This is a genomic window from Alistipes ihumii AP11 (assembly GCF_025144665.1).
GTDB lineage: Bacteria > Bacteroidota > Bacteroidia > Bacteroidales > Rikenellaceae > Alistipes_A > Alistipes_A ihumii.
The window spans coordinates 227,459-251,288 of the sequence record NZ_CP102294.1 but is presented as its reverse complement, the minus strand read 5'-3'; the positions used below and the strand labels follow the sequence as shown (position 1 = coordinate 251,288).

General features: G+C 59.2%; 24 protein-coding genes. 7 read left to right on the top strand and 17 right to left on the bottom strand.

The window, feature by feature from the left end; translation table 11 throughout:
- Positions 1–174 precede the first annotated feature (174 nt).
- Both NQ491_RS01040 and NQ491_RS01035 read left to right on the top strand, forming a co-directional pair.
- Positions 175–600, top strand: a complete 426-nt coding sequence (locus NQ491_RS01040; RefSeq protein ID WP_019245215.1) for a DUF5606 family protein — start codon at positions 175–177, stop codon at positions 598–600.
- Positions 601–955: 355 nt separating this feature from the next.
- Positions 956–1,984 carry a linear amide C-N hydrolase gene (locus tag NQ491_RS01035; protein WP_026089543.1) on the top strand — a complete coding sequence of 343 codons (1,029 nt, stop codon included), beginning with the start codon at positions 956–958 and terminating at the stop codon, positions 1,982–1,984.
- Between the two features lie 362 nt (positions 1,985–2,346).
- On the opposite strand, the gene yajC is transcribed toward NQ491_RS01035, so the two are convergent.
- The 3 genes from yajC to NQ491_RS01020 all read right to left on the bottom strand — a co-directional run bounded on the left by yajC (position 2,347) and on the right by NQ491_RS01020 (position 4,194).
- Positions 2,347–2,670, bottom strand: coding sequence for a preprotein translocase subunit YajC (gene yajC, locus NQ491_RS01030; RefSeq protein WP_026089544.1), 324 nt, complete (start codon positions 2,668–2,670; stop codon positions 2,347–2,349).
- A 103-nt stretch (positions 2,671–2,773) separates the two neighbouring features.
- Complete coding sequence (locus NQ491_RS01025; protein WP_019245218.1) at positions 2,774–3,193, bottom strand: DUF1573 domain-containing protein; 420 nt, start codon at positions 3,191–3,193, stop codon at positions 2,774–2,776.
- A 56-nt stretch (positions 3,194–3,249) separates the two neighbouring features.
- Positions 3,250–4,194 carry a transcription antitermination protein NusB gene (locus tag NQ491_RS01020; RefSeq protein WP_019245219.1) on the bottom strand — a complete coding sequence of 315 codons (945 nt, stop codon included), beginning with the start codon at positions 4,192–4,194 and terminating at the stop codon, positions 3,250–3,252.
- 100 nt (positions 4,195–4,294) lie between these two features.
- Between NQ491_RS01020 and NQ491_RS01015 the strand changes: the two genes are divergently transcribed.
- The 4 genes from NQ491_RS01015 (at position 4,295) to NQ491_RS01000 (ending at position 6,950) form a co-directional block, all read left to right on the top strand.
- Positions 4,295–5,554 (top strand): BaiN/RdsA family NAD(P)/FAD-dependent oxidoreductase, encoded by a 1,260-nt coding sequence (locus tag NQ491_RS01015; RefSeq protein WP_147524867.1) that lies wholly within the window; start codon positions 4,295–4,297, stop codon positions 5,552–5,554.
- A 1-nt stretch (position 5,555) separates the two neighbouring features.
- Positions 5,556–6,086 carry a hypothetical protein gene (locus NQ491_RS01010; RefSeq protein WP_019245221.1) on the top strand — a complete coding sequence of 177 codons (531 nt, stop codon included), beginning with the start codon at positions 5,556–5,558 and terminating at the stop codon, positions 6,084–6,086.
- Between the two features lie 20 nt (positions 6,087–6,106).
- Entirely contained in the window at positions 6,107–6,664 is a 558-nt protein-coding gene (locus tag NQ491_RS01005; RefSeq protein WP_019245222.1) for a cob(I)yrinic acid a,c-diamide adenosyltransferase, read from the top strand.
- Between the two features lie 64 nt (positions 6,665–6,728).
- Positions 6,729–6,950: a DUF2795 domain-containing protein gene (locus NQ491_RS01000; protein ID WP_026089545.1), complete on the top strand. Its 222-nt coding sequence runs from the start codon at positions 6,729–6,731 to the stop codon at positions 6,948–6,950.
- Between the two features lie 483 nt (positions 6,951–7,433).
- Here the strand turns inward: NQ491_RS01000 and NQ491_RS00995 are convergent, their stop codons facing one another.
- From NQ491_RS00995 to NQ491_RS00935, 13 genes are all read right to left on the bottom strand, one after another.
- The gene (locus NQ491_RS00995) at positions 7,434–8,078 is read right to left on the bottom strand and encodes a hypothetical protein (protein WP_147524868.1); all 645 of its coding nucleotides are present in this window, start codon (positions 8,076–8,078) and stop codon (positions 7,434–7,436) included.
- 17 nt (positions 8,079–8,095) lie between these two features.
- Positions 8,096–8,590: a hypothetical protein gene (locus tag NQ491_RS00990; protein ID WP_019245226.1), complete on the bottom strand. Its 495-nt coding sequence runs from the start codon at positions 8,588–8,590 to the stop codon at positions 8,096–8,098.
- A gap of 30 nt (positions 8,591–8,620) precedes the next feature.
- The gene (locus tag NQ491_RS00985; RefSeq protein ID WP_019245227.1) at positions 8,621–9,424 is read right to left on the bottom strand and encodes a DUF1266 domain-containing protein; all 804 of its coding nucleotides are present in this window, start codon (positions 9,422–9,424) and stop codon (positions 8,621–8,623) included.
- A 21-nt stretch (positions 9,425–9,445) separates the two neighbouring features.
- Positions 9,446–10,450: a DUF1266 domain-containing protein gene (locus NQ491_RS00980; RefSeq protein WP_019245228.1), complete on the bottom strand. Its 1,005-nt coding sequence runs from the start codon at positions 10,448–10,450 to the stop codon at positions 9,446–9,448.
- Positions 10,451–10,480: 30 nt separating this feature from the next.
- Positions 10,481–11,461, bottom strand: a complete 981-nt coding sequence (locus NQ491_RS00975; protein ID WP_019245229.1) for an ankyrin repeat domain-containing protein — start codon at positions 11,459–11,461, stop codon at positions 10,481–10,483.
- Between the two features lie 10 nt (positions 11,462–11,471).
- Entirely contained in the window at positions 11,472–13,001 is a 1,530-nt protein-coding gene (locus tag NQ491_RS00970) for an ankyrin repeat domain-containing protein (RefSeq protein ID WP_019245230.1), read from the bottom strand.
- The gene (locus NQ491_RS00965) at positions 12,998–13,501 is read right to left on the bottom strand and encodes a hypothetical protein (protein ID WP_074431109.1); all 504 of its coding nucleotides are present in this window, start codon (positions 13,499–13,501) and stop codon (positions 12,998–13,000) included. The genes NQ491_RS00970 and NQ491_RS00965 overlap by 4 nt, the downstream gene beginning before the upstream one ends.
- 10 nt (positions 13,502–13,511) lie before the next feature.
- The gene (locus tag NQ491_RS00960) at positions 13,512–14,198 is read right to left on the bottom strand and encodes a hypothetical protein (RefSeq protein ID WP_147524869.1); all 687 of its coding nucleotides are present in this window, start codon (positions 14,196–14,198) and stop codon (positions 13,512–13,514) included.
- 21 nt (positions 14,199–14,219) lie between these two features.
- Positions 14,220–14,699, bottom strand: a complete 480-nt coding sequence (locus tag NQ491_RS00955) for a hypothetical protein (protein WP_026089547.1) — start codon at positions 14,697–14,699, stop codon at positions 14,220–14,222.
- Positions 14,700–14,815: 116 nt separating this feature from the next.
- Positions 14,816–15,430 (bottom strand): TetR/AcrR family transcriptional regulator, encoded by a 615-nt coding sequence (locus NQ491_RS00950; RefSeq protein ID WP_019245234.1) that lies wholly within the window; start codon positions 15,428–15,430, stop codon positions 14,816–14,818.
- 700 nt (positions 15,431–16,130) lie between these two features.
- Positions 16,131–17,249 carry an aldo/keto reductase gene (locus NQ491_RS00945; protein ID WP_019245235.1) on the bottom strand — a complete coding sequence of 373 codons (1,119 nt, stop codon included), beginning with the start codon at positions 17,247–17,249 and terminating at the stop codon, positions 16,131–16,133.
- A 2-nt stretch (positions 17,250–17,251) separates the two neighbouring features.
- Positions 17,252–17,764 (bottom strand): hypothetical protein, encoded by a 513-nt coding sequence (locus tag NQ491_RS00940; RefSeq protein ID WP_026089548.1) that lies wholly within the window; start codon positions 17,762–17,764, stop codon positions 17,252–17,254.
- 26 nt (positions 17,765–17,790) lie between these two features.
- Entirely contained in the window at positions 17,791–19,710 is a 1,920-nt protein-coding gene (locus NQ491_RS00935) for a TonB-dependent receptor plug domain-containing protein (RefSeq protein WP_019245237.1), read from the bottom strand.
- A 401-nt stretch (positions 19,711–20,111) separates the two neighbouring features.
- Here NQ491_RS00935 and NQ491_RS00930 point away from each other — a divergent pair, with 401 nt between their 5' ends.
- Positions 20,112–22,355, top strand: a complete 2,244-nt coding sequence (locus NQ491_RS00930) for a S41 family peptidase (RefSeq protein ID WP_019245238.1) — start codon at positions 20,112–20,114, stop codon at positions 22,353–22,355.
- 26 nt (positions 22,356–22,381) lie between these two features.
- Here the strand turns inward: NQ491_RS00930 and NQ491_RS00925 are convergent, their stop codons facing one another.
- Positions 22,382–23,830 carry an MATE family efflux transporter gene (locus NQ491_RS00925; RefSeq protein WP_026089549.1) on the bottom strand — a complete coding sequence of 483 codons (1,449 nt, stop codon included), beginning with the start codon at positions 23,828–23,830 and terminating at the stop codon, positions 22,382–22,384.

Below are 23,830 nucleotides of genomic sequence, written 5' to 3'. Positions count from 1 at the left end.
TTTTCGGACTTTTCCAATTTGCAATTTTAGAAAAAAATACAGAAATTTCCTAATTTTAACGTTTAGATAAAATCTATATAGCATGATCGGACCGGACGGAACAAAAATCGGCCGACACGCAAGCGCCTACGGCATATTTTGCTATATTTGCTCCGGATTTAAACCTTTACGACTATGAAACTGAAAGAGATACTGGCTATTTCGGGACAAAGCGGGCTGTACAAGTTCGTCGCGCAGAGCAAGAACGGCATCATCGTCGAGCAACTCGGCAGCGGCGTCCGCTCCTGCGCCTCGGCATCCGCCAAGGTCAGCTCGCTGGGAGAAATCGCCATTTTCACCGAGAACGACGACGCTCCGCTGGCGCAGGTATTCCAACAGATTTACGACAAGCATGCCGGCCAGCCCGTCCTGAGCCACAAATCCGCTCCGGAAGATTTGAAAAAATTCTTCGCCGAAGCCCTTCCCGAATACGACCGCGACCGCGTGCACGTATCGGATATCAAGAAAGTGGCACTGTGGTACAACCTGCTTTTGGAAGCGGGAATGACCGACTTCAAGGACGACGAGCAAGCGGACGGGAAAACGCAAGACGCGGAATAGAACCGTTGTTTCCGCAGCGAGACGCCCGACGTTCTCCGAAAGTCCAATGGTAAGCGAGCCCCGCGACGGTTATTCTATCCCTCGCGGGGCTCGCTTGCTATACGTTAAAATTCAGGCAGCCGCGTTTATCCCTTACCGCGACACACCTGCCCGATTTCCGGCAAACGCGTATTCCGATTCGGCCCAATGGCATCCGGAGTCGCCGGGACGACGAACGGGTACGATATTTGACAGCGAACAGATCATCGATCTTCGCCGGGATTTTTTCTCCGGCAAGCCAAAACGCCTTGCCATGTCATACATCGATTCGTTTCATACTCCGTCCAAACGCCGCGGCCCGAGCGCCGCAGCCTTTATGATCGCTTTTGCGGCCGCTGCCGGGGCTCTGTTCGTCCCGGCCCGTTCGGAAGCCTGCACGAGAGCCGTATATCTGGGTCCCGACGGCATGATCGTCACCGGCCGCACGATGGATTGGAAGGAAGACCCTCAGTCGAACATCTACCTGTTTCCGCGAGGCATGCATAAAAAGGGCGGTCTCGGCGAGCATTCGGTCCGGTGGACCTCCCGCTACGGCAGCGTCGTCACGGCCGGATACGACATCGGCACTTGCGACGGCATGAACGAGCGGGGACTCGTGGCCAATCTGCTGTTTCTGACCGAGTCGTCGTACACGCGGCCGAACGACGACCGCCCGGTGATGGGCCTGAGCATCTGGACCCAGTATGTGCTCGACAACTTCGCCACGGTCGACGAGGCCGTCGCCGCGCTGAGCCGGGACGAGTTCCGCATCGACGCGCCCGACCTGCCGAACGGGAGCCGGTCGACGCTTCACTTGTCGATATCGGACACGACCGGCAACAGCGCCATCTTCGAATACATCGAGGGAAAGCTGATCGTACATCACGGACGGCAATGTCAGGTGATGACTAACTCGCCCACCTACGACAAACAAATCACGCTGAACGACTATTGGGAGCAGATCGGCGGTCTGGTCATGCTTCCGGGAACGAACCGGGCGACCGACCGTTTCGTCCGGGCCTCGTTCTATATCAATGCCGTAGAGCAGACGGCCGACCCGCGCACGGCCGTAGCCGCCGTTTTCAGCGTAATGCGCAACGTTTCGGTCCCGCTCGGCATATCCCTGCCCGAAAGGCCCTATATCGCCTCCACCCGCTGGAGGACCGTATCGGACCAGAAAAACCGCGTCTACTTTTTCGAATCGACCCTCAGCCCCGATATTTTCTGGATCGACCTGAAAGGACTCGATTTTTCCTCCGGAGCTCCGGTCAAGAAACTGTCGCTCACCGGAGGGGAAATCTACGCAGGGAATGCGGCCGGGGAGTTCCGGGAAAGCGAGCCTTTCCCATTTCTGTTCGGCGTCTGAGCGACTGGGAAACGGTTTCCCTTCCGGATCATGCCCGTCCCGCACACAGCGCTATTCCGACCTACCCGGCCTCGCTCTTTCGCAACAAGGATCAGCGGATGTACCGTTCCGACCTTAGAAGAGCAACCATCCGCCCCTTGCCTTCCGCTAACAGAGGCGAAACTCCCGAGCGGACGGGATTCCATATTACTGCCCGGCGAACGCGCCTCGTCGGAGCTCCCGCACGGAACGCGGTCCGACGCGCAAAAAACAGCGATGCTACGAAAATCGCAGCATCGCCGAAATTACGTATTCCGTACGCAGAGGCCCTCGTCGATCGCTCGATCCGCAAGTCGCCTCTCGTCGCTTTTGCCCCGCCGAGCCTATTTGGCCTGAGCGGCCAGATCGGACGGATCTTTCATCACCATGTTCTTGTCGACCCGGATAGCCACGTTGCTATCGACTTCGACCAGAACGTAAGTCTCCTTCACCTCTTTGATCGTACCGTAGATACCGCCGGCCGTTATGATTTTCTGCCCTTTCTCGAGCGCGTTGCGGAATTTCACCAGCTCTTTCTGACGCTTCTGCTGAGGACGGATCATAAAGAAATACATCACGGCGAAAATCAGCACCATCATAATCAGAAAAGAGGCGCTTCCTCCGCCGGCAGGAGCGGCAGCTTGAAGCATAACTGTCATCAAATCCATATTCATCAAGTATTATAAATTGTTTCTTGCAAAGTTAAGCGATAATTCGGATTTACCAACGCGCAGGAAAGGTAAATTCGGTTTCATTCGTCTGTCCGAAAGATTACCGGGCCACACAGCCCGTTACGACGATCGTGAACGGCTTCGGAGAAGCCGATGTGCGCAGCGTGATATGCTTGATCTGATCGCCCGCGAATCCCTTGCTGTCGAACTCGAACGAAAAATCGGAAAGGGCTCCGGGCTGTACGGGATGTCGGTCGAACTCGGCCGACGTGCAGCCGCAACTCGTCGAGACGGACAGGATCACCATAGGTTCCCGGTATCCGTTCTCGAGCAGCAGACGCTGCCGGACGATCTCGCCTTGACGCATGCGTCCCAGATCGACCGTATCGCGCGACATCGAGTCTGCAAGCAGAATCGTTCTCGATGCAACGGCCTCGCGGGTACCGTCGTTCAGAGACGTGCGGTCCACGCAGCCGACGGCACAAACGACCGCCACGAGAAAAAGAATCGACTTTGTCATCCTACCTTGCGATTTTTACGGAACATCGGCCGGAGAGCAACTTCGGTGCCACTCCGCTACTGCTCGAGCAGGCCGCGTCCGGACTTCCGAATGCGTCCCTCGGCGGTCAGCTCCTCGACGATCTTGTCCAGCACGCCATTGATGAAGACGCTGCTGCCGGGCGTACTGTAATACTTGGCTATCTCGATGTACTCGTCGAGCGTTACCTTGATCGGAATCGAGGGGAACGACAGCAATTCCGCCGTCGCGGCCGCCATGATCAGATTGTCCATGAAAGCGATACGCTCGACATCCCAGTTGCTCGTATACTTGTCGATATAGCCGATGTACTCGCCGTAACCCACCAGCGTCTTGCGAAACAGCTCCTTGACGAAAGCGGCATCGTCTTCGCTCTTGTACTGGGGGAGCAACGGCACATCGGTCTGGGAAGCCCGCATGTCGTCCAACGTACGCAGCACCATGATTACGGCGAAATCGGCATCGTCGGCCCACAGGATCGATTGCTCCTCCAGCGCCTCCTCCAGCGCCTCGCTCTCGCCGACAGTCCGCGTATAAAAACTCTCGACCAGTCTGACATCCTCCTTGAACGAACGCGCAGGAGCATCCATGTACTTTCGGTAATAGTCGCTCTCCACCATGGCATGGTACAGCTTCTTGACAAGCTCCGGCGCCTGCACCCACCCGAGCTTCTTGCGCTGCAGATAGTCGGTGAGCGCATCGCTCTCTCTCAACGCCGCCACCACGCGGTTATCGACGAATTTGGTATTGGGGTTCAGTTCCTCGGGTGTGGGCAGATGCTTGCGGCGGCCCAGTTCGATCCGATTCTCGGCGTAATTTGCGACCTCGACGACAAGCCACAGCATCTGGTGATAGAGCTCGTAGGTCTTGTCGATGCTCAGCATAAGATTCTTTTCCGAAACGATCAGCGAATCCGACTCCGACTTGAAATGAGAATAGAGCGCCTTGACGGCCTTGATTCTGAGTAATCTTCTGCTTAACATCTTCTCTTAGAACTTAGCGGAGCGCAAAGCTAAGGATTTTTTCGGGAAAGCGAAAAAAACGCCTCCGGAATTTTTATCTTTGCTGGAAATTTTCAGCCTTGTGAGACATTACGATCTGATCATAGCGGGCGGCGGCGCGGCAGGAATCATGGCGGCCGGAGTCGCAGCCTCGGCGGGACGGAAAGTCCTGCTGTGCGAGCGGATGGAAAAACCCCAACGCAAGGTCCGCATCTCGGGGAAAGGCCGCTGCAACCTGACCAACATGCGCTCCGAGGCTGAGTTTCTGAAAAAGATCCGCCGTTCGGCCGAATTCTTCGCACCGGCCCTGCGTCGTTTCTCGAACGCCGAGACGGTCGAGTTTTTCCGCCGCATCGGCGTGCCGCTTTCCGTCGAGCGGGGAAAACGGGTTTTTCCCGCGAGCGGGAAAGCGTGGGACGTGGCCGAAGCGCATATCGGCTGGTGCCGCCGGCAGGGAGCGGAGATCGCCTGCCTGACACGCGTCAGGGAAATCCACACGGACGGAGGGCGGATCGCGGGAGCGACCGTGCAAACTCCTCAGGGAACGGAGAGAATCGCAGCGCCGAACGTCCTGCTGGCTACGGGCGGAGCTTCCTATCCGGCTACCGGTTCTTCCGGCGACGGCTATCTGCTCGCTCACAAACTCGGTCACACGATCGTCGAAATCCGGCCCTCGCTGACTCCGCTCGTGTCGGGTCTGCCGGAAACGGACCGACTGAAAGGACTCGCGCTGCGCAATGTAGCGGCGAAACTGGTCGTCGACGGCGAAACGACGCAACAAGAGTTCGGAGAGCTGGAGTTTACCCCCTTTCTGAGCGGACCGATCGTGCTGCGAATGAGCCGCCGGGCGGTCGACGCGCTGATCGAGGAATGCCGTGTCGAGCTGGAGATCGACCTGAAGCCGGCGCTCGACCGGTCCAAGCTCGCGGACCGGATCGCCCGCGAAATCGGGTCGCTGGGACCGCAAGCCGAGATTCGTCAACTCCTGCGCAGGCTCCTGCCTCCGCAACTGATCCCGCTGGCCGCCGCGACATGCCGTCTCTCCCCGTCACAGCTCCTCGCCTCGCTCGACAAACGCGACGGGGAACGCATAGCAAGCATTCTGAAAAGCCTCCGCATCCCCGTATCGGACTACCGTCCTTTTTCGGAAGCGATCGTAACGGCCGGCGGAGTCTCGACCGAAGAAGTCGACCCGGAGACGATGCAGTCGCGTCTGGTCGGGGGACTCTATCTGGCCGGCGAGCTGCTCGACATCGATGCGGACACGGGAGGATACAACCTGCAAATCGCCTATTCCACCGGGCATCTGGCCGGCGAGCTGCTGGCGTCACAACCGATATGACATGGACCTGTTCAAAAAAGCGAAACAACGCATCTTCAGGGGATACTTCCGGCTCGGAGCCCATATCCACGTAAGGCACTGGCGCGGACACGGCATCCATTCTCCCTTCATGTACGGAATCGTCCGCAACGTATTCATGAAAAGCAAGATAACCGGCCCCGACACGCGGCTGTACGACGAGCTGCGGCGCGAGTGCATCGGCCGCAAGCATGCCGTCAAAATACAGAACCTGTACACGCATTGTCGTATGGAAAGCCATACGCTGGTCCCCGGCCTCGGCTCTCAAGCTCGCGCAGGGCGCAATCTTTGCATACTGATGCCCGACGCATCGGCCGAGACGATCGTCGAAAAGGTACGGGAAAGCGCCGGAAAGGACGATTGCCTGATCCTGCTGGCACCTCACCGCAACGCACGCAGATGGCGCATGGCGCAGCAGATCCGCACGCACTACCCTTGCGTGAGCGTCGACCGGCGGGTCATGATGATCTACTTTTTCAATCCCAAGCTGCAACCCCAGCACTACAGAATCTGAAACCCAAAAAACGAACTGCCATGAAAATATACACCAAAACCGGAGACCGGGGAACCACGTCGCTCGTAGGCGGGCAGCGCGTTCCGAAAAACCACCCCCGACTGGAAGCATACGGCACGGTCGACGAACTGATGGCCCAGACGGCCCTGCTCCGCGACAACCTGCCCGACACGGAGGCGATGAAACCGTACCGCGACGACCTACTCCGGATACTCGACCATCTGATGAGGGCGGCCTCCTATCTGGCCACCGAAGGAGACGCGCCCAAATATCTCCCTCCGCTGGGCGACGATCAGGTCGGATTCCTCGAAAGCAGGATCGACGCCATGCAGGCGACGCTCCGGCCGATCTCCACGTTCACGCTGCCGGGCGGCCATCCGGTCGTCTCACTCAGCCACGTCTGCCGGACAGTCTGCCGCCGCTGCGAGCGACGGACGCTGACGCTCGCCGAAGAATACTCCGTTCCTCAAAGCGTTATGCAATACCTAAACAGACTATCGGACTACTTTTACACGTTGGGGCGTAAGCTGACCGACGAATTTCACGTAAAAGAGACATACTGGGTGTACGATAAATGAAAAAATTTCTATTTTTGCACAACTTGAATCCCCAACGCGCGACAACAATTAAAAACTTACCGATATGTACTGGACACTTGAGTTGGCTTCTAAGCTCGAAGATGCGCCGTGGCCGGCCACCAAAGACGAGCTGATCGACTACGCGACCCGCTCGGGCGCTCCGCTCGAAGTCATCGAAAACCTGAACGAAATCGAGGACGAGGGCGAAATCTACGAGAGCATCGAGGACATATGGCCCGATTATCCGAGCAAGGACGATTTCTTCTTCAACGAGGAGGAATATTAGTGTATTTTTAAGCACGAAAAACCGATATTAAGCCTCTGTCAATCAATTAAATTGACAGAGGCTTAGTTTATTAAACAACAGCATTCGCCCTTGTCAGCGGGAGAGAAACGACAGACATGCCGGCACGGTGTGTCACCGTGCCGGCGGCTCGTTGCTCGGAACAGGTGCCTCGGATCCATGCCAGCAGCGTACCCTCTTTCGTAACGATCATCGGCGTACGGTCTGTGCGCCGGTTTGCTGGAAAGCAGTATCTCGTAGTCGCCCCCCCCCCGAGCACGCGGCCGCCCAGCTTCGATCGAGAGATAGCAGCATACTGTGTCGCTTTCCGGTGCGGCGGCGCGGACATGACAACCCGGGCGACGCCGTGCGGCACGAGGTCGTGGTCGAACCGGATTCCTGCAGGAACTTTTTCGCTCCGCAGATTTCCTGTCCGGAGTATCAGCGGGAACAGCAGTCCGAGTCTTCCCCGGATGACTCCTCCCGTCATCGTCCGACAGCGGATTTGAAGGGCGAGCACTCCAGCAGCGTCTCTTCGGGAATCCCGGCCGACTGCGGCCAAAAGAACTCCTGTTTCGAATCGTCGCACCAGAAGATCGGCAGCATCAGGGGCAGATACCGGAACAGGTGGCGGCCGTCGGTCAAGCTTGGGAAGACCGCGATGAAGGCATTCGTGCGCATGCGCTCGTCCCAAGCAAAGCGCCACGAGAGATAAAGATTCTGCATCCGTCCGGGACGGGTTGCCACATCCACGCCCTCATCTTCCTTATCGGGAGTGAAATGGCCCGAGTCGAGTGTCAGTTCGCCCAGTTCCATGATGCCCTCGGGGACTTGAAGAACGCTCATGGCTTTGAAACACTCGCTGCGGCGGATCGAGCGGTGGGGAATCGTCACGCGGACCACCACCCAGGCCGAATCGACGTGCCACACGGCCCGTTCGACCTCGAAACGCACCTGCGGACGTTCGATAGGCTTCAGACGACGGTTCACCACATCGGCATCTTCCGAGCCGTGCAGCCAGGTCGATTCAGTGGCTGCGAAGGTCGGTTCGATCTCCGCAAGGCGGCGGGAGGTTGCACAGCCCGAGGCCGCAAGCAAAAGGACGGATGCGATTAGATGTCGGATTTTCATGGTTTGTAAGATTTTGATTACGTGTATCGGGCCAGCAGCCAGATGGCGAGCCCGATAACGAGTGATACGGCCAGAAAGCGCACGATGTCGCGCCGGACGGAGGGTTCCTCCTCGGGTCGGCAGCGAAACATCCGAGCCAGCTCCTCGAAACTTTGGCAACGGAAGATCGCCCGCCGGAAATCGGAGGTATTGCGCCAGCACGACTCCCCGAACCACTCCGACCGGGGATATTCGCGGACGATCCACGCCTGCAGTTCGCCGAGTGTACAATCGCGAACGGTCTTCTCGAAGTCGGTTTCGTAGCGGATCATGCGTCGGTCGGCCGGGCCGATCTCCCGACAGCGGCGGATGACATACCGCCGTCCGGAAGCGTCGACCGCCTCCTGTCCGGCCCAACCGTCAGCCTCGGCGAGTTGCCGGCGCGTCGTCACGTTCTCCTCCCGCCAGAAGACATAGACCGTATGTTCCGCGGGGTCGAGATAGAAGACCGGGTATTTCAATGCGGCTTTCATGCCTTTTTCGGCTTGTCCGGTCTCCGGCCGTTACCATGAATAGCGCATCCACGGGCTCTTCGGGTCGCTCAGCAAAACGTCGGCCGTCTTCTTCATCACCGAGTTGTAAGCCCGTTTGCCGCCCCACAACGAGCGACCGAGGAGGTAGCTCATCGCCAGTTCGCGCCACGACCCGCACGCTTCGTGCGCCAACGCGTCGGCCCGGCCGATGTAGCGCCACGCCTCCTCCTCGGAGAGGTAGCCCATCTCGCAGCAGGCACGCGCCAGAAAGACGATGCGCCCGGCATCCCAGCCCGTCACGCCGCAGCGCCCGAGCTCCTCTTGCGAGGCGACGACGCCGCACGACATAAGCTCGTCGAAGGTCTCCCGAAGATTTTCGAGTTGCGAAGTTACTTTGTCGTAATCCTCCTGCGTGGCCATCCGCCGCCGGAGCAGGGCATCCTGCCTGTCCCGGTCGTCGAGATTGAAAGCCTCCAGCACCGTGGGCCAGCAGCAACGGAATCCCTTTTCGCAGAGGTAGTCCAACTGCCCGCGAGCCTCCTCGGCGGAGCCGATGCCCCACCAGTCGCCCAGAATTTCGGGTAGCACGTCGACGATTCCCGTTTCCAGCGAATTCTGCCACGCCCCCTGCTGAGAGGCGTACATCGCCCCGACGGCCAGCTGGCGGCACCGTTCGTCATCGAGCGTCGATTTCGGATTGAGACAGATCTCTTTGAAGGCCCGACGCAGCTTGCGCACCGTTGTCCAGATCTTGCTGCTTTTACGGTAGAGCCACGTCAAGGAGCCGACCGCCACGGCGGCCAGCATGATATAGAATTCGAGTCCCCGTTCCATCACTTCGCGAATTTTGCGTTCCTATTCGTTCCACGGGATCTGCCGCCAGGGCGACGCCTCGTTTTCGAACAACTCGGAGACGATCTCCCATGCCGTCTGGCACTCCTCTTCGTCGCCGTGCCAGACGCCGCGACCGAAGGCAAAGCTGCGTCCGTACTCCTCCCACGAAGCGAAGTTCTCGCGGGCGGCGCCGGCGGCCACCTGCATCACCCGCCACATCTCCGATTCGGAGAGGTAACCGCAATGGAAGGCCCAGCGCCCGAGGTTGGCGATGCGCACCAGATCCCAAGCGATGGCCGTCTGCGGCAGCGTATCGGCCGTGCAGCAATCGTTTTCAATCATGCACTCCGCGATGAGTTGCACATCTTCGGCCTTCTCCTCAGTATCCCCAGCTCCGGGCCTGTCACCGCGCATGAGCGCCAGCGCTGCATCGGCATCGGCATGGTGTCCCTCGTGGAGGAGCCATCGTACGATTCCGAGCGTCGAGTCGCGATCCGTAATGTCCCACCAGCTCTGCAACTGCGCGCGATAGGTTTCAGGAGCAACTTCGCTTTCGACGGCATCCACACACTCGCCGTTGTAGACCAGCAAAGGTGCGGCGAAGGCCATCAACCGTTGCTGCTCCGATGTCAGCCGACACTCCTCGGCGCGGCGGATCTCCCAGCCGTTCTCCTCGCCCAGCCAGTCGAGGGCAGCGGCATTCGTCTCGCGCAATTGATTCAACAGGTTGCCGTCCTGCAGCGCCTGCGCCGTCGCGGCGGCCTGTGCCATGTTGCGCCGTGCGGTTTCGGCCACGGTGGCGGCATCCACACCGCCGAGCGTTTCCATCGCGGCCTGCTGCGCCTGAATTTCGGCCAGATCGGGCACGGCGGCCTGCATCTGCGCCATGATCTGCGCCTGCATGTCGTCCATGTCGGGCATCCCCGGAATATGGCCCATCATCGCACGCATCTGCTCCAGAGCTGCCTTCTGTGCCGCCCGGGCAATCTCCTCCGGGCTCCGGGGGTTCATCTTCTCGTTTGCCATTCTCGGTATGTTTTAAGGTGTTCGACAATCTTATCCTTCGGCACCGGCGACGAGCAGCAGTTCGACAATCTCCACGAAGCCTCGCTCGCCGGCATAATAGAGGGCCGTATGCTGGAGATTGTCAGCCACATTGACTTCGGCATTGCATTCCACGAGCAGACGCACAACCTCGTTGTTCCCGGCGCGTGCTGCCAGAAGCAGAGCCGTTTCACCCACTCCGTTGCAGGCGTCAATCGCCGCGCCGGCCTCGAGCAGCGCCTTGGCTAAGAAACGGTTGCCCGCCTGCGCGGCCCGGTGCAGCGGGGATAAGCCACAGGGAAGGGATCGGTTTACGTCGGCACCGGCGGCAAGGAGCATTCGGGCGATGTGAAGATTTCCGCGTCCGCACGCCATCAGCAGCGGCGTTTCGCCCGCGTCGTTCGGCGCATCGAGCTGCGCCTTCGAAGCGGCAAGCAGCGTGCGAACAACCTCTGCCTGATCGTTGCAGACAGCCTGATGCAGCGGCGTGTTGCCCTCGGCATCGCGCACCGCGTCGTCCGGACGGCTCAAACGTGCCACCGCCTCGCGCAATCCGTACACCGTGGCGTAATCCAGCGCCCGGTGTCCCGACCGGTCGGTGACCTCGGTATCGGCCCCGCGGTCGATCAGCCACAACGCGGCATCCGTACGGTGATTCTCCAAGAGCCGCATCAACGGCGTGCAACCCTCGTTGTCAACAGCATCGGGATCGGCCCCGGCATCGATGAGCCGGGCAAGGATCTCACGGTTTCCATTTCGGGCTGCGGCGTGCAGGGGCGTCCCGCCCCGGTTGTTGGTCAACGAGGGATCGGCTCCCCGGTCGAGCAGCAGCACGGCCAGATCGCGGAACCCCTCGCGGCAGACGTAGTGGAGCGCCGTGTTGCCTTCGGCATCGCGCCGGTCAAGGTCGATGCCTCCGCGTTCGATGAAGATCCTGACGATATTTTTCTGCCCGTTGCGACAGGCGTTTAGGAAAGTCTGACAGTGGTCCATTGGATGCGTATCAAAGTTTTTTCAAGAAATATCTGACGAGTGTCTCGTTGTTGCTGCGCATGGCGATGTCGAGCGACGTGAGCCCCCGGTTGTCGGTCGCCGATACATCGGGCCGCCCAAAGTCGAAGAGCAGCTCGGCCGCCTGCCGCGCCGCCGGATGCGAATACCCTTCGGCCACATAATGCAGCACCGTGCGTCCTTCGTTGTCGACGGCACAAGGATCGGCCCCGGCCTCCAGCAGCCGTTCGAGCATCTCGAACTGATATGGCCCGGCGCTCCCCGGGCCAAGAAGGTGCATCAACGTCGTGCGCCCCAGCGCATCGCGGGCATTCACCTCGATCTTTTGTCCCAGCAGGCGCCGCAACGTCCACATGGCCAACTCGCAGTCGTCATGTCGGCACGTGAGCATCAGAGCACTCTCCCCTTGGAGTGCTTGCGGTGCATCGGGATGCCATCCGTTCCGCACGAAAAGCTCCAACAACGGCGCGTAACGCTCCATGCCGTCCGAGCCGCGACACCCCCGCTCAATCCAGAATCCGAAGGGGCTTTCGCCTTTTTCGGTACGACGATTAGGGTCGGCCCCAGCTCGGAGCAGCAGCGCCGCAGCCTCGGTCTCACCCCACATCAGGGCGCAAAGCAGGGGCGTCTTGCCCGTAAAATCGGACATCTCCGGGTCGTCGCATACTTCCTGCCGATCGGCACCCGCCGCAAGCAATTTTTCGAACGTCTTCCAGTCGCGTCGGCGCAGCGCCAGAAAGAGATTCATGCCGCCCGTCTCGAGCGCCCGTTCGTCGTAGGGATCCTCGCCCGAGAGCAGGGCGCTGACCGTATTGGCACCCCACGCCGCAGCAAGATCGAAAGGCGTGCGGCCCACCGCGTTCCGTTCCCCGAGGTCGAACTGCCCGCTGTCGAGCAGCAGCGCAACACTCAGATGGCAGCGCAAAGCCTCCTCGCGCTGCGCCTCCAATTCGCGCTGCGTATCGGCTTTTTGTTTCTCGGAGGTCCACCTTTCGGCGAAACCCTCGATGCGCTGTTCGGCCCGGCGAATATCGTCGGTCGTCTCGGCAACCCGCTGGCAGAGTACATGCAGGGCGTTGTCGCCGTTGCGATCCGTGGAGTCAAGCCGCTGTCCCGAATCGACCAGCGCCGCAATCAATCCATGATAACGGTTGCGGGCCGCCTCAATCAGCGCTGTCGTATTGCGTCCCGAGCGCGGGAGGTTGGCGCCGAGTTCGAGCAATCGCCGTCCGGCATCGGCAATCTCGTCGTCCGGCATCCTCCGTCCCGAACGGCACAGGGCCAGGCAGAGCAACGGGGTGCGTCCCGCAGCGTCGCGCGCATTCACTTCGGCCCCGCGCCCTATGAGGCTCGTGATGGCCTCCCGGTCGGCGAATTCCGCTGCAACATGCAGCGACGTGCGGGCCTCGTTGTCCTCGTCGCGGGCATCGGTCGGAATCCCTGCGAGAAGTTCGCGCCGGCGCGCCTCTTTCGCAACGTCAGGGTAACGGTAGAGTTCATACAGTTCCCGGAGTGGTGTCATGGATCGATTCGTTTCAGCAGATTTTCAATCTGTTCGTATCGGTGTCCGAGGCGGGTGGCTATCGTACGCACCTCCTCGTAACGGCCCAAGCGGAAGGCGGCCTCGGCGCGCAGACGTAGTATCAGCATGAGCGCGTCGTCGCGCGTCGTCTCCGGCAGCAGCGGACAGCGAGACAGTTCGCTCGCGGCCTCCCAGTGACGGAATGCTTCGGGAAGGGGCTGTGGCGTCAGTCCGTATCCGCCCGTGTCGGCACCGCGTGTCGGGATGTCGGCCAGCAGCCGCTCCGCAAGGCAGAGCAGCCGGTAACACTCCTCGTACCAACCCACCATGAAGCAGCACAATGCGCTGTTATAGCGTGCAGTCCCATTCTCCGAACCGCAGCGTTCGAAGCAGCGGTAGGCTGCAGCCCACTCTCCGCAAGCGACATACAAGACTCCCGCCCCGAACAACCGTTCCGCATTCGGAGCCGATCGCCTCGGAACACCTCCGAGCGCTTCCATGTCGTCGGATTTATTCGTCGAGCGAGACTTCGCCCGCAGCATCGGCCGTGAAGGCCACGGTGTAGTAGTTCGTTACCGTGAAGCGTCCCTCGTATTCGGTCGATTCGTTCTCGTTGATATAGTTGAATTCGAACTGCACCTCCAGCTGTTTCGACTCCTCGCGGAACTCCTCGCTGCGGTTCCAGCGATCGACCTCACGCAGCATGACCGGCCAGTTGCGGAAACGGAACATCTCGGCCGACTTCAGAGAGAGACGCTGCCCTTTCTCGTCGGACTGCACGATCGAAACGGCCCCTTCGGTAATCTTCTCGAGGTATTCGAAGTTGATAGCGTCGAGGTTGAGCGGCGTCGAGCATTCGTAGGAATAGGTCCGACGGTCGCTTTTCTTCGGACCGTCGGTCGTGAACTTTCCGCCCGTGAGCAGGAACGAGAGATTGTAGTCGTTGTTCTCGGCATCGATGTAGTACACGTCGATCTGCGTGAGGATATTCTCCAGTTTGCGGTCGTGGCCGTCCTCGTTCCATTCCACCTCATAGATCTTGTACTTCGATGTGTCGACGTTCGTCGTGATGAGCTCTTTGATTTTGGCGATGCCCTCGTCGGAGGTCATCGTGAAAGTCTCGCCCGAGCCGCAGGCGGTGAGAGTCAAGGCGGCGACAGCGGCCACCGCTGCGATTTTCATAAGTCTGGTCATCATGTCCGTATGTTTTTATATATTTTATCCCAGAAGCGTGCGGAAGGTCTCGAACTCCTCCCATGAATCGAAATATTTGGTCTCGAAAACAATATAGTTGTCCGGCAGTTTGACTTTGCACTGGTGCTCCTCCTCGTCGTCTTTCACATACTCGATGTCGGTGGTGAGGAACGAGCGGTATTGGACCTGCCCCTTTTCGACCTCGGGGTAGGTTACACGGTTGCCGTCGATGGTGATCTTCCCACCCTGAGCCTTCAGCGCGCGGGCATTGCGCATCCCCCGCCATGTAAAGAAGAGCAGCAGCACGCCGCCCACAATCAGAATCGTCGAGAAAACGGTCGGGGAAAGGATTCTCAGATGCCGGATGCGAATGCCGAAAGGGAAAAGGGCCGGAATGACGATCATCCCAACCCCGAAGGCCAAGTTCGACCATTGGTTCGTAAAGATGCTCGCAGGAGTGTAGTTGAAGCTCCTTTGGATGCGTTCGAAGGGTTTGTTTTCCATAAAAATTACCGATTGGTCAGTTTTTCACGAAGACAAAGATAGCATAAAAAGCAAAAAACATGACCCACCGGTCATATTTTTGCTTTTAATTATTGAAAAAGGCCGTGCGGAACTTTCTATCTCTTCAACAGCCCGTATATGTAAAGGAAACGGTTATGAAGAATCTTGACATCGAGACCGTCGGCAAACGACATTTGATAGGCAAGCCCGATAAAGACCTGCCGGAACAGGGCGGCGGCCTCCTGGGTGTCCGTATCGGCCCGCAGTTCGCCGTGCTCGATGCCTCTACCTATGACGTCACACCAGAGCAGATACTCCTTTTCCATGCATGCATTAAGTTTGCGCTTGCCGTCAGGATAATAGAAGAGCACCTGCTGGTAGAGGTGGAAATAACCGGCGTTGGCTGACCGCCCGGGCATCTCTTCTCGCCGGATGTTGCCCAGACGCACGATTTCGGCCATCGTGCGCTGCACGCCTTCGACGTATTTGTCGATGAAATCCCGCAACGACCCGTCCGAGGGCGCGAATTTGTTCTCGGGGTCCTGGATATGGAAGAGATAACGGTCGGCCACGGCGATGAACAAGTCAAGTTTTGTGGGGTAATAGTTGAAGATTCCTGTTTTGGTCAGCCCGACGCTTTGGGTAATCATTTGCAGACTGACGCGCTCGTAGTTCATCGACATGAACAGCTGCAGGGCGCTCTGCAGAATTTCCTCCCGGTTGGTTTTCATGACTTGAGAATATTTATCTTTTAAAGATACAATCATTATTCGGGAAAACAGTCATGTTCTTTCATCGAATATCATCTCTTTTTACGATGTCGGTAGTTCCATGTGCAGGGTATCCCCCATTTCATGCCGGTATTATGAAGTTCAACAACGCAGTTACACGACTGTCTCACCTTGCTTTGCAAGGTTTGCCAGAAACAACGATCGCATATTGAAAAATTTGTTTTCCCGACCTTTTTCTCTCATCGCCTCAGACCGTCTCGGATGGTGCAGTTTGTTTGTGCATGCTTCATTGAAGTAAATATGATAAGTCTGACACAATCGATACGAATACGAGAAGGAATATTAAAGACACCCGCGAAAGGCAAGCCTTACGCATTTCATATGATCGTGTCCCGAATACGTAAAAAGGTCTCACGGCTTTCGCACCGCTCTCTTAGGGACATGGATCGGCATAAATACGGACGATATACCGAAGCGGAGGAACATAATCGATCGGCATCCGCCGACAAGTCATGCGTCGAGCTGCTCGAGGAACCGGGATTCGCAGCAATGCCTGACAATCGTCGGGAATGAGGAGTTGTTCTGCAAAAAGTGTTCTTTGGCGACGCACCAGAATGCCCGAAATATAGCTCCGTGTAAGCCACGATTCCCAAATACCTTGCGGCGGGCTGTTCCGGTGACGATCGGGCCGGTCCGGCCGCTACGACTCGAATGCAGCCGCGACCTGCCTGAGATAATCCGTAATCGGCAAGTGCTGCGGACAGATTCTCTCGCATTTGCGGCAAGCGATACACTCGGAAGCCTTTCCACGGGTACCCGCATAAGTCTCGTAATAGGCCCGCTGAATCGAAAAGCCCCGGTTGAGCGACTGCTTTTCGGCATTGAACAGCGCGAAATACTCGGGAATGGCGATCTGCTTCGGACAGCCCGGCACGCAATAGCGGCACGCCGTGCACGGGATGGCTATCGAGCGACGGATAATCCCGACGGCCTCGGTCACGACGGCTCGCTCCCTGTCCGACAGAGGCTCGAAACTCTGCATATAGGACGTATTGTCCAAAAGTTGCTCCAGAGACGACATGCCGCTGAGAACCATCATGACGCCGTCGAGGCTTGCCGCGTAGCGGATGGCCCACGACGCCGGCGAAAGATCGGGCCTCAGGTCGCGGAAAAGCCGCTCGGCCTCGGCCGGAACACGAGCCAGCGCGCCTCCCTTGACGGGCTCCATCACCACGACCTGTTTGCCGTGACGGCGAGCTACCTCGTAGCACATGCGCGACTGAATGCTCTCGTTGTCCCAGTCGAGGTAGTTGATCTGCAATTGCACGAACTCCGTTTCGGGGTGCGCCGTCAGGATCTCGTCCAGCAGTTCGGCCCGGTCGTGGAACGAAAAGCCGACGTGGCGAATGCGGCCCTCGGCCTTCTTGCGGGCGACAAAGGCGAAACTGCCGAGCCGCTCGGCAGTCGCATAGTTCGTGCCGTTGAGACTATGCAGCAGATAGTAGTCGAAATAATCGACTCCGCACTTGACCAGCTGCTCGCCGAAAATACGCTCCTGATCGTCTTCCTTTTTCAGAAACATCGTCGGCAGTTTCGACGCCAGCGTGAACGAATCGCGGGCATGGCGTTTGACAAGCGCCTCGCGCGCCACGCACTCGCTCGTAAAGTCATGATACATGTAGGCCGTATCGAAATAGGTGAAGCCCCACTCGATAAAAGCGTCCACCATCCGTTCGACCTGACGCATATCCACCGCACGGTCGTTCTCGGGCTCGATGAGCGGAAGACGCATCATTCCGAATCCCAGTTTCCCGGCCATGTCTATCTACGGATTAAACGGTTGATAAAAAGCCATCCCCCGAGAATCTGAAGCAGCATGCCGGGAATTCCGATACGGAAATCCTGTACGGCCATATGCCAGCTGCCGGTCAGAGCCCACTCGCCCAGCGTGCCGGCAACCTGATAGAACGCTACCACAGCGGCAAGCAGCCCGAGCGACGCCTTGCGAAAACGAGCGGCAGCGAAACCGGCCGCTCCGGCCAGAAGCACGGATTTAAGCCCGATAGCGGGCAAGGCCGCCGCTGCGGGCATGCCGAAAAGCGCCGAATTCAGCCAAGGCGACGCGACGGCCGTCAGAAGTCCCACGCGCCAGCCGTACTTATAAGCACCGACGAGCGTAAAGAAATAGATCGGCAGCCACCGGACGCCGCCCAGAGGGAACAAATGGCACAACTGCGGAAGAAGCACGTTGCCTGCCACGAAAAGGAATGCGGTCCAATAGGTCTTTGCCTGGCCGTATCCCAACGAATAGAGTCTTACAGTAGTCGTTTGCATATCTGCATATATTTGATTGGTTCGTTCTAAAAACGGATATTCGCTCCGGCCATGACCGTCGCCCGAGGCATCGGAAAGCCGGCGACCGTCTCGTACCTCTGCGCCAGCAGCTTTTCTCCCCGAACCCAAAAGCCGAGCCAATCGGCCGCACGGAACGAGCCTCGCACGTTCCACAATACGAAATTTTCCGTAGCATAGTCGCCCGTGTCACCGAGCTTTACTTCGGTATAAAGATCCGCAACGTATTGAACGCCCGACGAAACATTCCACCGCCCCTTCGAGAACGTCGCCCCGGCATAGAGCTTGTGTTCGGGCGAAGCCAGCACGGGCCGCTGCATGTGCAGATAGCTGTAGTTGGCATCCAGCGACCACGACCTCGAAACGAGGCAGGAAGCCTCGAACTCGACGCCCGCATTCCGGATCCGCCCGGTATTGACGTTCATGGGACGTCCGCCGACCGGCATCCGCACGATCAGGTTCTCGCCGTCGATAAGAAAGACGTTGACTCCGTAAGAGAGACGTCCTCCGAACGGTTGCTGGGAGAAAGAAAGCTCGTAGCTCCACAGCCGCTCGGGCTTCAGGTCGGGATTGGCCGGAGGAAACATATACAACTCGCGGATGGTGGGATAACGAAATCCTTTGGCTGCCGAAAACTTGAGCAGCGCGCGACGCGGCAGGACGAACGACAATCCGGCTTGCGGCACCCACTCCGTACCTACGTGCGAATGATGATCGAGGCGCAGCCCGGCGTCGAAAGTCAGCCAGCGGGTCAGGCTTTGGCGAAAATCGACATACCCCGCCGTTTCATGCTGTATCTTGTCCGCCTGCATCTCGCGCCCGCCGCCCCCGACCGGCTGATTCCACGCCTCGCCGCCGAAACGGAAATAGTCCGCACCCACCGTCAGGCGATTTCCCTCGAACAGCCGGACGCTCTGATACCACGACAGACCCAGCATGTCGTCGCGCGAACGGAAGCGATAGTCCAACGGCTGCTCGTCGGGATGGTACCCGTCGTTGATCCAATGTTTTCCCCAATTATAGAAAAAGCTCAGGGTTCCCGAGGTTTTCGCGTATCGGTTCTCCAGCGCGAGCGAAGTCATGCCGCGGGTTATCCGCTGATCGTTGTCGATCAGCGGATCGAACGTCTCGCCGGGATTCGAAGCGTTGAAACGGGTCACGTTCACGTCCGCCCATGCGTTCCAATGGTCGGAAATTTCATAGCCCAGCTTGGCATAGCCGCCGTACTGCTCGAAGCCCATGTTCGCCCGATGCCCGTCGGTCCGGTTGTAAGAGCCGCTGACGACGCCCGTGAAGCGTCCCTTGCGTATCCGGTTGGTCAGTTCGGACTGCAACGTATTGTAAGAACCGTAGCCGGTATGCAAATAATTCTTAACGCCGTCCTCGCGCATCTTGCGCGTGACGATGTTCACGACTCCGCCCATAGCGTTCGAGCCGTAAAGAACCGATGCCGGACCGCGCAGCACCTCGACCCGCTCGGCCATCAGCGACTGGTATGCGTCCGATATCGGATGGCCGAACAGCCCCATATACTGCGGGTGACCGTCGATCAGCACGAGCATCCCGGTCGTCGGAACGCCCGATTGCGCCGGACCGCCTATGCCGCGCAGCGACATCTGGCCGGCCGCTCCGCCCGAAACGCCGTAACCCATGATGCCGCGTCCGGTGGAGAACAGCCCCGGAATCCGCTCCGAAAGAATCGGCAGCAGCGAAGGCATGTTGGATTGCTCGATCCGCCGCCGGTCCACAACGGAAACGGTCATCGGCAGATGCCGGATATCGGTCTCGCTGCGAGTGCCGGTCACAACCACCTCCCCCAGATCGTGCGCCGGTCCCGGCAGTGCATCGGGCTCCGTCGCCGCCGCACGCGCCAGACCGACGAAAGGAATCAGGCACAGCGTCCAAATGATCGAATGACGTTTTTTCATAGAGCCGTCAACAACTGTCTGCTCAACGGAATTCGGCCCGAACGGGAACGTATCCGGTCTCGGAAACCCTCGTTTCACGCACGCCACGTTTTCCGACCGCCGATTTTCCGGTACAAAAATAAAAAAGACCGACGAAACATCGGTAGACGCATTACAGAAAAATCTACCCCGATTCCTGATTCACAAGCCCTACGCCTCCGATGTCCCGCATCCGGCGCATGCGAATCGGTTCGGAACAGGCCGGCCATCGCGTATCCCGGACCTCCGGTCCCGCATCCTTTTTCCGGGCGCATCGCAATACCCGGCCGTTCCTTTCATCCGCCTCCCTACCCCGGCCTTTGGAATGTCGGACGCAATGTATTATATTGCAAGGAAACGATGTGCCGAACTCTCCTCGAAAGATGAAAAAACTTCCGCTCGCCTGCCTTCTGCTGACGCTCTACGCCGGAATCCCCGGCTGCAACGACCGACCGGACCGGCAATCGCTGCAAAACATCGAAGCCTTCGCCCGCATGTACGGGCTCGTCCGATGGTTCCATCCGTCGGACGAGACGCAGCGGGTCGACTGGAACCGATTCGCGCTGTACGGAGTAGAACGGGTGGCAGCATGCGAATCGACCGAGGAGCTGGAGAGGGAGCTCGAACGTCTGTTCCGGCCGCTCGCTCCCGGAATCGGCTTTTCGGACCACGGGCGGGACGAGGGACTGCCTGCCCGCATAACGCCTCCCGACACCTCCGGCAGGCAAGTCGTGGCATGGCAGCACAAGGGCGTGGATACGGAAACGGCCGTTTTTCTCGACGGACAGATATTCAACGACATCTACACCAGCAAGCGGACGAACCGGCCGCTTGAGTACCGCAACGACAAGCGGCTGGTACTTTTCGGCCAATTGTTTCCGGCGGCCGATTACGGCGACCACGAAATCAAGGTCAGGGCACGCATCCGGAAAAACGCGCCGTCGGACGATCTCCGTCTCTCCTTCAAGGTAGCCACGAGACCGCAGTGGCGGGACGTCGTGCCGTTCGGTCCCGATGCCGACCGGTGGCTCGTTCAAAACGACGGACAGTGGGAAACCTACGAGCGCAGCTTGTCGGTCGCCGCCGAAAATCGAGGAGAGGCCATCCGATGGGGCATATATGCCGACGGAGAAGGCTCCTTCTCGGTCGGGGCGATCGAGATGGAAAACCTAAAAACGGGCAAAAAATCGCCTTCCCCGGTTTACGAAAGCCGTAGCTACCGGTATCGGACCGACTCTTCGGGAAGATACGACATCCGGGTGTACGACCTGCTTCCGGCCCGCATGCAGCTTTTCGAAGGACACGCCTCGTGCGGCGAATACCGATCGGAACGGCTGACCGAGGGGCTGTATGCTCACGTACCGCTGGCCCTGTACGACACACGGAGCGGAACCTATCCGTCGGGCGATCCGGAAACACTGGAGGACCTCCTCCGCGCGACGGAATCCGCCGCACCGTCGGATCGCGCGAAAATGTATGCCGACCTTATCGTGGCATGGAATGCGATAAAATATTTCGGCCCCTATCTTGCGGAAATGCGGCTCGACTGGGACGAGGAGCTGCGCAAGGCGCTGTCGCGGGCTTCCCGCTGCAAGCGATACGACCTGAAACCGCTGCGACTGATGATGGCACAGATCGAAGACGCCCATGTGCGCTACGTCGAGCCTGCCGCCAGCAAAGCTTGGGAGCGCTTTTTACCGCTGCAAGTCCGTAAAATAGGAAAGCAGATTGTCGTGACCGACTCGAAAGACTCTTCGTTGCGAAAGGGCGATATCGTTCGGACGGTCGACGGAGCGGATGCGACGGACGATTTCCGCCGCTGCGAGGAGATGATCTCCGGAGGTCCTCACTTCAAAGCATGGATGGCTGCAAGAGAATGGCAGTGCCGTCCGGGGCAGGGTCGGATTACGCTCGAAATCGAGCGAGAAGGCCGCCGGCAGACGATTACGACGCATTGCCTGAAAACGCCCGAGTACGCCGAATGGCTCCGGTCGCTGCGGCAGCAGCGGCCGAGCCGGTGGATAGACGGTCGCACGCTCTATCTGAATCTGGCCTGTACCGGACTCGACGAGGCAAAAGATCTGTTGAAAAACCGGCAGCCGGGACAGACGGTAATCGCGGATATGCGCAACGGTATCGGATTTCTGTTTCAAGACCTGATCGCCCCGCTCTGCCCCGACGTCCGCCGGTCTTTCCGACAGGGGACTTCGCTGGTTCCCTGCCTCACGCATCCCGAAATTCCCGAGCTGAAAGACACGCTGCCGGACATCGCGCCTCCGGAACCGAACCGGAAAAACATTTTCCTGACCGGTCCCTCCAACCTGAGCCACCACGAAAGCGTGCTGGACTTCGTCCGCTATGCCGGGCTGGGCTATCTCGTCGGAACGAACACCGGAGGCTGCACCGGTCCCATAAACTATCTCCCGTTGCCATCGGGATATGAAGTCGCTTTCACCGGCACGAAGGTTCTGAGCAATCTGGGCCGCAGCCGCTACTTCTACCGGACGGGAATCCGTCCCGACCGCTATGTCGAGGAGACGGCCGACGATATCCGTCTCGGACGGGACGTCGCGCTGGAGGAAGCCTTGCGGATAGCAGGAGCCCCGCCCTCGGCCGGGAATCCGTGACCGTCCGCATCGAGAAACCGATCGGATCAGCGATTGGTCGCAACGACGGACCGGACCGGTCTCAGCCAGTTGCCTCTCCAAAGCCGGAGAAGAAAAATCGCCCCGCGAAAACAAAGCTCGGCACACATGGCGATCCATACGCCGCGCAGCCCCAGCACCGGCGCGAGCAGAGCCGCCAGCGTCAGACGCACCGCCCACATGCTGAAAAAGTTCATGAAACTGGGAACGAGCGTATCGCCCGCTCCCACGAACGCGCCGTAAGCGACGATCGAAGCCGCGAACATGGGTTCCGCAAACGCCTCGATTCGCAGAATGGCCGTGCCCAGCGAACGGATCTCGGCATCCGGAGTCATAACCCCGATCATCTGCGGCGCGGCCAGATACATGACCAGCCCCGTGACAGCCATCACGGCCATGCCGATCCCCACCGTCATGCCTGCCAGTTTCCGGGCCAGTCCCTGTCGGCCTGCCCCCACGCCCTGCCCTACCAGCGTCGTCGCGGCATCGGCTATCCCGTAGCCGGGCATGTAGCAGAGACTCTCGGCCGTAATGGCGAACGCGTTGGCTGCAATGGCGGCGGTTCCGAGAGGCGCGACGATGACCGTAGACATGATCTGGGCTCCGCATATCACGATGTGCTCGCAGCCGACCGGTCCCCCGATACGGAGCGCCTCGGCAAGACAACGTCTCGTAGGACGGAAACTACCCGGCCGGCGAAGGAGCGCGAGCTCGGGCGAGCGCAAGCAGAGGTAGCCCGTCATCAGGCAGGACACGACGACGACGGCCAGCGCCGTCCCCGTCGCCGCTCCGGCCACTCCCATATCCGCTCCGGGCAGGGAAACCGTCCATCCGCCGAAACGCAACTCCCTCGACGGAAAGATAAGCAAGATGTTGAACACGACGTCCAGAACGCACATCAGGATGCTCAGCATGCTCGGAATCCGCATGTTGCCGCTGCAACGGAGCATGCCGCCCGAAAGAAAATTGAGCTGAAGGAACGGCAGGGACAACGAATAGATCAGAAAATAGCGGGCCGCATCAGGCACGATAGAGGCGTTTCCTCCGAGCCAGCCGGGCAACGAGCCGCTCACCGAGCAACCGATCCCCGACAGTAGCAAGCCGAAAAGAGGAACGGCGACGAAGGACTGACGCAGGACGGCCCTCGCCCCTTCCATGTCATCGGCACCGATCCGGTGCGCCGCCTGAACGGAAAAGGCGGTGGCCGCCGCCGCGCACACCCCGTTGAAAAGCCAAGTGGTCGTAGATACGAGACCGATGGACGCCGAGGCTTCGGCACCGAGACTGCCCACCATCGAGGCATCGATGTATAGCATGACGATCGAAGAGAGCTGGGCCAGCATCGACGGAACGCTCAACCGCACGATCAACTCGAGCCGCTGCCTCCAGCTCATCGGCCTGCCGGAACGAATCGACTCCAGCAATACGTACTCTTTTCTTCTCTTCCCGGAGGACAT

Excerpts from the sequence above, each read along its gene's own strand:
- NQ491_RS00935 (WP_019245237.1), bottom strand. The coding sequence starts at position 19,710 with ATGAAAAAACGTCATTCGATCATTTGGACGCTGTGCCTGATTCCTTTC.
- NQ491_RS00925 (WP_026089549.1), bottom strand. The coding sequence starts at position 23,830 with ATGTCCTCCGGGAAGAGAAGAAAAGAGTACGTATTGCTGGAGTCGATT.
- NQ491_RS01025 (WP_019245218.1), bottom strand. The coding sequence starts at position 3,193 with ATGACAAAGTCGATTCTTTTTCTCGTGGCGGTCGTTTGTGCCGTCGGC.
- NQ491_RS00965 (WP_074431109.1), bottom strand. The coding sequence starts at position 13,501 with ATGGAAGCGCTCGGAGGTGTTCCGAGGCGATCGGCTCCGAATGCGGAA.
- NQ491_RS00995 (WP_147524868.1), bottom strand. The coding sequence starts at position 8,078 with ATGAAAATCCGACATCTAATCGCATCCGTCCTTTTGCTTGCGGCCTCG.
- NQ491_RS01020 (WP_019245219.1), bottom strand. The coding sequence starts at position 4,194 with ATGTTAAGCAGAAGATTACTCAGAATCAAGGCCGTCAAGGCGCTCTAT.
- NQ491_RS00940 (WP_026089548.1), bottom strand. The coding sequence starts at position 17,764 with ATGCAAACGACTACTGTAAGACTCTATTCGTTGGGATACGGCCAGGCA.
- NQ491_RS01000 (WP_026089545.1), top strand. The coding sequence starts at position 6,729 with ATGTACTGGACACTTGAGTTGGCTTCTAAGCTCGAAGATGCGCCGTGG.
- NQ491_RS00970 (WP_019245230.1), bottom strand. The coding sequence starts at position 13,001 with ATGACACCACTCCGGGAACTGTATGAACTCTACCGTTACCCTGACGTT.
- NQ491_RS00955 (WP_026089547.1), bottom strand. The coding sequence starts at position 14,699 with ATGGAAAACAAACCCTTCGAACGCATCCAAAGGAGCTTCAACTACACT.
- NQ491_RS00950 (WP_019245234.1), bottom strand. The coding sequence starts at position 15,430 with ATGAAAACCAACCGGGAGGAAATTCTGCAGAGCGCCCTGCAGCTGTTC.
- NQ491_RS01005 (WP_019245222.1), top strand. The coding sequence starts at position 6,107 with ATGAAAATATACACCAAAACCGGAGACCGGGGAACCACGTCGCTCGTA.
- yajC (WP_026089544.1), bottom strand. The coding sequence starts at position 2,670 with ATGGATTTGATGACAGTTATGCTTCAAGCTGCCGCTCCTGCCGGCGGA.
- NQ491_RS00930 (WP_019245238.1), top strand. The coding sequence starts at position 20,112 with ATGAAAAAACTTCCGCTCGCCTGCCTTCTGCTGACGCTCTACGCCGGA.
- NQ491_RS01035 (WP_026089543.1), top strand. The coding sequence starts at position 956 with ATGATCGCTTTTGCGGCCGCTGCCGGGGCTCTGTTCGTCCCGGCCCGT.
- NQ491_RS01010 (WP_019245221.1), top strand. The coding sequence starts at position 5,556 with ATGGACCTGTTCAAAAAAGCGAAACAACGCATCTTCAGGGGATACTTC.
- NQ491_RS00945 (WP_019245235.1), bottom strand. The coding sequence starts at position 17,249 with ATGGCCGGGAAACTGGGATTCGGAATGATGCGTCTTCCGCTCATCGAG.
- NQ491_RS00990 (WP_019245226.1), bottom strand. The coding sequence starts at position 8,590 with ATGAAAGCCGCATTGAAATACCCGGTCTTCTATCTCGACCCCGCGGAA.
- NQ491_RS00985 (WP_019245227.1), bottom strand. The coding sequence starts at position 9,424 with ATGGAACGGGGACTCGAATTCTATATCATGCTGGCCGCCGTGGCGGTC.
- NQ491_RS00960 (WP_147524869.1), bottom strand. The coding sequence starts at position 14,198 with ATGATGACCAGACTTATGAAAATCGCAGCGGTGGCCGCTGTCGCCGCC.
- NQ491_RS00980 (WP_019245228.1), bottom strand. The coding sequence starts at position 10,450 with ATGGCAAACGAGAAGATGAACCCCCGGAGCCCGGAGGAGATTGCCCGG.
- NQ491_RS00975 (WP_019245229.1), bottom strand. The coding sequence starts at position 11,461 with ATGGACCACTGTCAGACTTTCCTAAACGCCTGTCGCAACGGGCAGAAA.
- NQ491_RS01040 (WP_019245215.1), top strand. The coding sequence starts at position 175 with ATGAAACTGAAAGAGATACTGGCTATTTCGGGACAAAGCGGGCTGTAC.